The 4,562-nt window shown below is 49.1% G+C and carries 6 protein-coding genes; all 6 read right to left on the bottom strand.

The window, feature by feature from the left end; all coding sequences use genetic code 11:
• Positions 1-644 (bottom strand): chorismate mutase (gene pheA / locus Q0438_RS01985; RefSeq protein ID WP_299186751.1); only part of this gene is annotated, 644 nt, incomplete at its 3' end.
• Positions 628-1,035, bottom strand: coding sequence for a hypothetical protein (locus tag Q0438_RS01980; RefSeq protein ID WP_299186748.1), 408 nt, complete (start codon positions 1,033-1,035; stop codon positions 628-630). The genes pheA and Q0438_RS01980, both read right to left, overlap by 17 nt.
• A complete protein-coding gene (gene lysA, locus Q0438_RS01975) occupies positions 1,032-2,345 on the bottom strand; it encodes a diaminopimelate decarboxylase (protein ID WP_299186745.1) in 1,314 nt (437 codons plus the stop codon). The genes Q0438_RS01980 and lysA overlap by 4 nt, the downstream gene beginning before the upstream one ends.
• 45 nt (positions 2,346-2,390) lie before the next feature.
• Positions 2,391-3,437, bottom strand: coding sequence for an LptF/LptG family permease (locus Q0438_RS01970; protein WP_299186741.1), 1,047 nt, complete (start codon positions 3,435-3,437; stop codon positions 2,391-2,393).
• Entirely contained in the window at positions 3,422-3,991 is a 570-nt protein-coding gene (pth, locus tag Q0438_RS01965) for an aminoacyl-tRNA hydrolase (RefSeq protein WP_299186739.1), read from the bottom strand. Before pth ends, Q0438_RS01970 begins: the two co-directional genes overlap by 16 nt.
• Before the next feature lie 8 nt (positions 3,992-3,999).
• Positions 4,000-4,536 carry a 50S ribosomal protein L25/general stress protein Ctc gene (locus tag Q0438_RS01960; RefSeq protein WP_299186738.1) on the bottom strand — a complete coding sequence of 179 codons (537 nt, stop codon included), beginning with the start codon at positions 4,534-4,536 and terminating at the stop codon, positions 4,000-4,002.
• Between the last annotated feature and the right edge of the window lie 26 nt (positions 4,537-4,562).

Genomic DNA, 4,562 nt, shown 5'->3' with positions numbered 1-4,562 from the left:
GATTTGGTCGCGGTAAATTTAACGCCGCTAAGGCCGTGATCGTCTAAAAATTTAAGGCACTGATTGTATCCTTGCGGATGCGAGAATATCTGATCCACCGTGCTTACGTCGTCGCAGTGGCTCGCAAAGCAGTGGTGGATATCCATATAAATTTCGGCGACAATCTTGACGCCCTCGTATTTTCGCAAGCAATCAAGCGTCGCTCCCACCGCGCCTTCGGTGTTATTTTCGATCGGCACGACGCCGTATTTGGCCTCGCCGCTATCAAGCTCCTTAAAGACCGCCTCGATGTTTGAGAGCGGCAGATAGGAGCTTACCGCGCCGAAACGGCTCTTGGCGGCTTGGTGCGAATAAGTGCCGAAAGGCCCTAAAAACGCGACGATCTGCGGCTTTTCTAAATTTCGCGAAACCGAGAAAATTTCAAAAAATATCGCCTCGATCGCCTCTTTGCTTAAATTTCGCGCCTTTCCGCCGTCCAGCCTGCTGATGATCGAGCGCTCGCGCTCTGGGCGGTAGATCGCGCTGCCCGCGGTCTGCTTTAGCTCGCCTATTTTTTTGACAAACCCCATGCGCTCGTCGATAAGGCGCAAAATTTCATCATCCAGCCTGTCGATACAAACGCGCAGATCATCGATATTTTGCATCACAACCCTCCTTCTGCTCGCCCCTAAATTTCGGTTTTAGAAATTTCATGCCGCCGCTCTTGCTGCTTTGCGCTTTGAAATTTTTACCTCGCGATCTTAAAATTTCATCGCTTGCAATAGCCGCGTCGCAACTTCTGCGCGCTAAGAAGGCGCTATAAAATTCGTCGCGACGGGATTTTAAATTTAAAGAGCCGCGATTAAAATTTAAAACGGGGCTTTGTTCTGGCGTAAAATTTAGAGGCGTATTTTGTTTAGATTTGAAATTTAAAGCGACGGTACATCCTGGCTCAGAATTTAAAGCGGTGGTGCGTTTAAAATTTAAAGCCGCTGCGCGCTCGGGTTTGAAATTTAAGATCGCGCCCTGTTTTAGACGGCTCGCCGCGCGGCTCATACGAAATCCTTTTCGAGCGCGATTAGCTCATCAAAGCTCTCGCGCTTTCTAATCAGGCGGTCCTGCCCGTCGTAAACCGCGACCTCTGCGGCGCGGGGGCGGGTGTTGTAGTTGCTCGACATCGAAAATCCGTAGGCGCCGGCGCTTTTGATCGCGAGCAGATCGCCGCTTTGCAAGCAGGGCAAACTCACCCCTTTGGCTAGAAAGTCGCCGCTTTCGCAGATCGGCCCCACGACATCGCAGAGGCTAGCTTCGCTTAAATTTACGCCGCCCAAATTTTTTTTATCTGCGCGGGAGCCGTTTGTTTGATCCGAGCCCCTGCCGCCTAAATTTACTTCGCTCGCGCCGGATTCGTCTAAATTTATACACTCCGAAGCGCTAACGATCTCAATGGCGTGGTGCGCGCCGTAGAGGCTCGGGCGTATGAGATCGTTCATAGCGCCGTCAACGATGACGAAGCGCTTGCCGCAGTTTTGTTTTTCGTAAAGCACGCGGGTAAGAAATACCCCCGCAGCCCCCGTGATAAAGCGCCCGGGCTCGCACACGATCGTGACGTCTAGCCCGCTTAGGCTCTTTAAAATTCCTTGCGCGTAGTCGTAGAGCACGATCTGTTTTTCATCCTCGTAGCGGATACCGATGCCGCCGCCCACGTCGAAAAATTTTATATCGATCTCAAGGGCTCGCAACTCGCGCAGTAGATCGCTTACGATCTTTGAGGCATCGCAGATCGGCGCGATCTCCGTGAGCTGGCTGCCGATGTGAAAGTGGATGCCGACGGGATTTAAAAATTTGCTCTTTTTGGCGTAGATATACATCTTGCGCGTAGTCTCGATACTGACGCCGAATTTGTTCTCATTTAGCCCCGTGGAGATGTAGGGGTGGGTCTTGGCGTCAACATTCGGATTTACGCGGATGCTGATGCGAGCGGGCTTATTTAGCTTTTGCGCGATTTGCTCGAGGCGCAGCATCTCGGCTTCGCTTTCTAAATTTATCAGCAAGATGTCCGACTTTAGCGCAAACTCGAGCTCGCTATCTTGTTTGCCGACGCCTGAAAATATGATCTTATAGCTCTTTGCGCCGACATACAGCGCGCGACGTAGTTCGCCGATGCTGACGCAGTCAAAGCCGCTGCCCAGATCCGATAAAAATTTTAAAATGCTTAAATTCGAGCTTGCTTTGATCGCGAAGCAAACGAGCGATTTGCGTGCTGCAAAGGCTTCTTTGAGCGCTATGAAATTTTTTTGTATCTCGTTAAAATCGTAAACGTATAAAGGAGTGCCGTATTTGCGGGCTAAGCTTGAATAATCCATAGAATTTCCACCGATAAATTTTGCGCCATTCTAACAAATCAAGGCTTAACGATGCTTAAAAACCAAAAACGAGGCGAAGCAAAATAGCGCGGCTATGGGCGCTATGACGCCGAGCTCGGGGACGATTACGCCGTTTAGCGAGAAGCGGATCAGCACGAAAAATACCCCCCACGCGCACAGCGTGACGATGAAAAAGGCGAAGCTCATCAGCGCGAGGTTGAAAAATCGCCCCGTAACCGGCAGATAATAATAAAGTATCAAAACCATCAGAGGCGCAAATAGCGGGAAGAAAAGCATATTATAAAGGCTTGCCTTGATTGTAGCGACGTTGACGCCTTGATCTGCGAAGGTACGGATGGAGCGGATCGCGTCCTTGATCGAATAGACGTTGCTCGTAGCGTAAATGCTCTCGATCGAGGCGGGATCAAAGCCCTTAAGCGCCTCGCTCTCACCGCTAAAAGCGTAGCTTAGTCCGGCTCCTCCAAGCGTAATATCGCGCGGCAGCGAAGTGGTGTTTACGTCACGCAGATGCCAAATTTTGCCGCGGTATTCGCCGTAGCTAGCGCTAGAGCGCGAAGAAAGGGAATTTGAGCCGATATCAAAGATCGTGATGCCGCTTGCGCCTTTGCCGTTAAGGGCTTTGATATAGATATATTTGCCTTCAAATTTTAAAAACATATCTTCGCTAGCGGGCGCAAGATCGGTCAGGTTTTTTTGAAATTTCAGCGCGTATGCAAACGAGGTGGAATTTAAAGATATAAAGCCCGCGGTGATAAAAAGCGCGATCAAAAACGGCGGTACGATTAGAGCGTTTTTGCTGACTCCAAGCGCGTAGAAGCTCACTAGCTCGTTGCTTCTAATCATATTAAACATCATTAAAATCAGCGCGAAAATGAGGCTTAGCGGCAGCGTGTAGCTAAGCGCGACCGCGGCGGTTAGGGCGATATACAAAAGAGCAGTGTTTGCGCTTGAGGGGAAGTCTTTTAGATTGGTCAGCACGTCGATGCCGACGTAGAAAAACTCGAGCGCCACGAGCAAAATAAAGAAGTATTTAAAATAAACAAGGCCTGCGTATTTTACGTAAAGCTCCACGAGCAGCCCCTTTTTATCGTAAATTTTTGCGCGATATCCTCTATGTCGCCGCTAAGTAGCGCCTCTACCGCGCGCGCGACGTAGGGCAAAATTTCGCCCAGCCTCTTGCGCTCGCTATCGTTAAAATTTCCGAGTACGAAATTTGCCGCGTCCTGCCCCTGCTGTTTTTTACCCACGCCGATACGCACACGCTCGTAATCCGCGCCGATTAGCGCGTCGATCGATTTGATGCCGTTGTGCCCGCCGCTACTGCCGCCTTTTTTAAATTTAACGGCGCCCAGATCCAAATCTATATCGTCGTGCACTACGATGATGCGCTCCGGTTTGTAAAAATCGTTCACAGCCTTTACGGAGTTGCCGCTTAAGTTCATAAAAGTTTGGGGTTTTAAAAGAAGAAGCGAGCCCTTTTTAAAGAGCTCGCCTTGAAATTTAGACGAGCCGAGCTCGCTAAAGCCGCCCGTCTTTAAAATTTCGTCGATTAGCATAAATCCGACGTTGTGTCTGGTGTCTACGTATTTCTGACCCGGATTTCCAAGTCCTGCGATCAGTATCATAGGCGCCCCTATTTAGCCGAAGTAACTCCGACTACCGCTACCGAGCCTTCTAGGATGATGTTGACGCCCTCTTTTACAGGGATGTCGCGGATCAAAAGAAAATCGCCTACGTCAAGATCGCTCACGTCCAACGTAAAAGCGTTCGGTAGGTCTTTGCCGGCGCATTTTACTGCGATACGGCGCTTGGATTGCACCAAAATACCTTTGTTTTTTAAACCTTTGGCGATGCCTGTTACCTTAACCGGCACTAGATATTTGCTTACCACGTCATCCTGAACTACGCGCAAATCTACGTGAGTTAGGGTGTTTGTGACGGGGTGCTTTTGGTATTCTTGAATGACGACTTTATAAACCTTGCCGCCTACGCTAACCTCGAAAGGAAGGGTTTTTTTTGCGCGCGTAGCTTTAATAAATTCGTTTACCTTAAACGCTGCGTTAATATTGTCAAATCCTTTCGCATAAATATTAGCGATTAGATAACCATCTCGTTTTAGGGATTTTGAAGCCCTTTTACCGATACTATCTCTAACGATACCTTCTAACATTAGGTTTCCTTTGTGAAAAAATGAAG

Origin of the sequence: uncultured Campylobacter sp. (assembly GCF_938030785.1) — a bacterium.
Lineage (GTDB): Bacteria > Campylobacterota > Campylobacteria > Campylobacterales > Campylobacteraceae > Campylobacter_B.
Note: the sequence above shows the minus strand (reverse complement) of the source record. Positions and strands in the feature narration are given on the sequence as shown.